The 4,501-nt window shown below is 29.3% G+C and carries 6 protein-coding genes; all 6 read right to left on the bottom strand.

Annotated elements, in window-relative coordinates; all coding sequences use genetic code 11:
* Positions 1-165: 165 nt before the first annotated feature.
* A complete protein-coding gene (locus OO775_RS13680) occupies positions 166-687 on the bottom strand; it encodes an SH3 domain-containing protein (protein WP_264847786.1) in 522 nt (173 codons plus the stop codon).
* Positions 688-836: 149 nt separating this feature from the next.
* Positions 837-1,568, bottom strand: a complete 732-nt coding sequence (locus OO775_RS13675; protein WP_264847785.1) for a hypothetical protein — start codon at positions 1,566-1,568, stop codon at positions 837-839.
* 70 nt (positions 1,569-1,638) lie between these two features.
* On the bottom strand, positions 1,639-2,196 hold the full coding sequence (locus OO775_RS13670; RefSeq protein WP_264847784.1) for a hypothetical protein: 558 nt from the start codon (positions 2,194-2,196) through the stop codon (positions 1,639-1,641).
* Between the two features lie 17 nt (positions 2,197-2,213).
* Positions 2,214-2,948 carry a hypothetical protein gene (locus OO775_RS13665; RefSeq protein WP_264847783.1) on the bottom strand — a complete coding sequence of 245 codons (735 nt, stop codon included), beginning with the start codon at positions 2,946-2,948 and terminating at the stop codon, positions 2,214-2,216.
* Between the two features lie 70 nt (positions 2,949-3,018).
* On the bottom strand, positions 3,019-3,852 hold the full coding sequence (locus OO775_RS13660) for an SH3 domain-containing protein (protein ID WP_264847782.1): 834 nt from the start codon (positions 3,850-3,852) through the stop codon (positions 3,019-3,021).
* Positions 3,853-3,856: 4 nt separating this feature from the next.
* Entirely contained in the window at positions 3,857-4,060 is a 204-nt protein-coding gene (locus tag OO775_RS13655) for a hypothetical protein (RefSeq protein ID WP_264847781.1), read from the bottom strand.
* Positions 4,061-4,501: the final 441 nt, after the last annotated feature.

Here is a 4,501-nt window from a genome sequence, read left to right as displayed (position 1 = left end):
AAACAATACTTCAACTTCTCTGCCTTTCATATTAGTTGCATATATCTTTAAATGTGCAACTTTTCCAGATTCTATAAATTTTCGTTTTTCAGTATCATCTGAATTACAGAAATACGCTTCTACTATATCGCCTCTATTTGTAATTGTAAGGAGATTATTTGGGTTTTACCTCTTTTTTATTCTACTCTTGTGAATATAGCCTATTTCATTGTCTTTTGTCATTACTTGCCACCAATTTCCTGTGGTATCCAGTACTCTTATGGGTAGTCCTGAATCTACTGTAGCTATAATTTTAGAAGAAGTACTCTTACCTTCTCTCACATTGGTATAACCATCTGGGTCTGAGATATAGTATTTATAATATTTTAAGTATACTTCAATATCTTCCTTGTCAGATTTTGATCTTTTAGGGTCTTTGAGAATTTTCAAAATAATCTCTTTTACCTCTAAATCTCCTCTATGTACAAGGTATTCAAGACGAGGGCCATCAACATAATGATATACTTGATAGTCATCTTTAACATCTTCTAATGTATCTTCATATATAAAGATACGAGCTTCCTCTAATTCTTTTAATTTTTGATTGAGATTCTTGTCGTTTTTAAATAGAATCTTCATTTTTTGTTTTAAAGTAATATTACTCAAATCCCATTGTGACAATTCATCAAAATAGTGACTAGGGGTCATTTTAGCTTTATTAGAATTTTATTATAAAAATTCTAACAATTCTTTTTCATTTTCACTTATAGTAAGCTCTTTATACTGTGCTCTGCATTGGAGCGTACAGCAAATAAATAGTATCAATAGTATTTTTTTCATTTTATTTTCAATTCCTTTTAGTACCTAAACTCTTCCCAACCATATTGCCAATATTGGGGTTTAGGGATAAAATCACCTACTCCTTCATCAAAATCATCTGAGCAAGGAATACGATATACTCCCCAAGAGGCTACCGAAGTTTTTTTAGTGGTATAACTCGTCCAAGTGCCAAAAAATTGGTAATTTCTACTTCCATCACTCTGAATAAATAGTTCAGTATATACAGGTTTTTTATTTATTCCCTTATACCAAAGAACAAGCATTTCTCCCTTAAAAATACCAGTAGCTGTAAGATTCTCGTCTTCTTTTAGTGTATATGAAAAAGTGGAAAAACCTTCTGCTTCTCCCTTTTTTAGAGGCTCATCCTCATCAAAAGCGGGTTCTGTAAGTCTGTAATGAGAAAGTAAAGTGAACGTTCCTTTGAAAGTTCGTTTGTTTTTGTTCATCACAGTGCTAAAGCCCTCTACCTCATATACATCTTTGTTTTCCTCACTCTTTTTTATAGAGGTAAAAGTGATGCGCAACCGTTTGCGATTTACCCCTATAAATCCTAAAAAGTTATCTTTTTTACCATTTAAAACTTGCAACATATCAAGATGAATGTTGTATTTTTCATAAAGTACATTATGTGTTGTTCTCTCTATGACATCTTTGAATGTACAAGGTTGTGCAAATATGGTTGTACTATATAGTAATACAAATAGATAAAAAGACAATTTATCTATAACGTTTTTTAATAATTTCTCCATACTTTTTTAGGTTTATTAGCTAAACAAAAGATTCTAAAGTAGTAAATATGATCATTCATTTTTATACTTACTACTTTTCTGACAAAAGAGAATTTATATATTTTTTACTTGACAAGAGAGAATCGTCTTCCGCATTTTTTACCTTCTTTTCAAATAGAAACTCCCACTCTCCATTCTTCTTTTGAAAAAATTTCCCTATAAAAGGGAATGAAATACTAGATTCATCATCACTATCTATTCTTACATATTTTATAGGTACAAAAAATCCTATTATCCCCCAATTTTTCTCATTTTTTATCTTCTCTTTTAGTATTTTGTCAATTTTCTTATTATCAGCCTCTGAAAAATAATAGTAATCATACAATTCATTATATATTGGTTTAAGTTGATTATTTTTCTCAAAATTCTTGAAATAATCAATATCTGATTTTAATCTTGGTATATAATAAATTGTAAAATGTCCTACATTTGGGATTATATAAGACGACAAAGCTATTTTATCAGAAATATCAAAATATATTCTTTCTTCTTTATTGAAATATCTTGTTATCCTATTGTTATTTTCTTGGGCTCTACAAGAAAATAATATGAAAAATATACAGCTTACTAAAAAATATTTTGTTTTCATTTTATTTTCAATTCCTTTTAATACCTAAACTCCTCCCAACCATATTGCCAATATTGGGGTTTAGGGCTAAAATCACCTACTCCTTCATCAAAATCACCTGAGCAAGGAATACGATATTCTCCCCAAGAGGCTATAGAGGCTTTTTTAGTTTTGTAACTCGTCCAAGTGCCAAAAAATTGATAGTTTCTTTCACTATCCCTATTGAAAGGGAGAAAATAAACGGGTGCTGCATTTACCTTTTTGAGCCACATTACAATCATCTTTCCTTTAAAAACGCCAGTAGCTGTAAGATTTTCATCTTCTGCTAATTCATAAGAAAAAGTTGAATATCCTACTATTTCTCCCTTTTTAGGAAGAGGAACATCAACAGTTTGTTCTGCAAATTTGTAATGAGAAAGTAAAGAAAAAGTTCCTTTGAAAGTTCGTTTGTTTTTATTCATCACAGTGCTGAAGCCTTCTACTTCATATACATCTTTGTTTTTCTCACTCTTCTTTATGGAAGTGAAAGTGATACGTAACCTTTTATAATTAGTTCCTATAAATCCTAAAAAGTTGCTTTTTTCAGCATTTAATACTTTCTCCATATTAAGAGGAGCGGTATATTTTTTATAAGGGACATTATAAGTTGTTTCCTTTACAACATCCTCAAAAGTACAAGGTTGTGCAAATATAGTTGTACTATATAGTAATATTAGCACATAAAAAAGCTTCTTACCTAGGTCTCTTTTTAATGATTTCCACATATTTTTCATCTTCTTTACTTTTAGGTTTATTAGCTAAACAAAAGATCCAAAGTAGTAAATATGATCATTCATTTGGATGCTAAAAGTTTCGGTAAATATATCGTTTTAGCAATTGTTTTTCATTAACAATAAAAATAACTTCGTAACCTTCTGAAGCCTCTGCACCCGACATATAAATAATTAATTGATTTCTCCCTTTTATATATACTTTAACACTTTCTAATGTAGGCTCAAAAAGGTATTTATAAACCGATTTGGGTAAATTATATGTATTTCCCCTATTGATTGATATTTGGATATTATCTATCTCTTTTTTAGGAAATTGTCTATCTCCTAAGAAACCATATACTTTCCTATTTTTTTCAGTAGTTATTATTTTGTTGTTTCCATACTTGTCTTTTCCTATTTTATAATCTTTTGTATTTACATTTCTTATAGAAAACTTGACACTTGAAGTTTCGTTTCCAAATAAAACATAACTCTCTTTTCGTTCTTTAGACTCAATTTGAGTATAGTTAAACCCAATTATAAAAAAAGGAAAGTCACTATCTTTCAATGAAAAAACAGAAAGTATGGTATCTCTGGCAGTCCTGTTTATACGCTCCTCAGAATTATCTTCAAAACTGATTTTTAAGCAAATAACTTGATTTTCATCAATATTTTTTATCCTACTTTTATGAACAAATCCCTTTACCTTATTTTGGGTAGTAATTTTACACCAATTAGAATTATATTCTTCATAGAAAAAATATTCATTTTGTAATATTTTGCCTACAATTTGAGATTTAGTACTAGCCTCTTTGCGAATATTTGTATATCCGTCAGCATCATTAATAATTCCTATATTAGACCCTACTTGTGCAAATGTTTTCCCAATAAAAATTAGGAAAAATAAAGATATAAAATGTTTCATATTTTTATTGTTCAGTATTTCTTTTCTCTCTTGGTTTGTCTTTTGGATCTATTTCCATTTCATAGTGTTTATACACATTAGTAATATCCCCATCATAGTCTTCTATGTAACAATATATTTTCTTTCCTTTTTCTTTTAATTCTTTATATAATTTCACAAGTTTCTCCATTTCAGCATTATAAACTCTGATACAACCAAAAGTGTTCATCAACTTTCCTGTATCTACAATTTTTCCTTTATATCCCGAAGTATGTCCACAATGAATAGCTATTCCCGCTCTGCCATTTTTTGTTGCTTGTAAAAATTCTCCTGTTAAACCAGATAAACGAATTACTCCGTGATTTCCAAAACCACTTTCTCCAATATGATCTTTTGCATAGTTAGTACTTGCTTTTCCTGTTGGAGTATCCCCATTTCCACCTGCTTTTAGTCTATTTCCATTTATACCTCTACAAAGACTATGGATTTTAAATAAAATTCCTGAAGAATCAAAAACAATTAAAGGACCTTCTAAATGTCTTTGTTTACATTTATATATGCTTCATTTTCTAAAGCTATGTACTTTTTATCAAAAGTACACATAGCCTCTCCAATTTCTTGTCTAAGAACTTTATTATTCACTTTTTCAAGAAGAACTTTTACAGGAGCA

It is taken from the genome of Capnocytophaga catalasegens, from assembly GCF_026005215.1.
Taxonomy (GTDB): Bacteria; Bacteroidota; Bacteroidia; order Flavobacteriales; family Flavobacteriaceae; genus Capnocytophaga; species Capnocytophaga catalasegens.
Note: the sequence above shows the minus strand (reverse complement) of the source record. Positions and strands in the feature narration are given on the sequence as shown.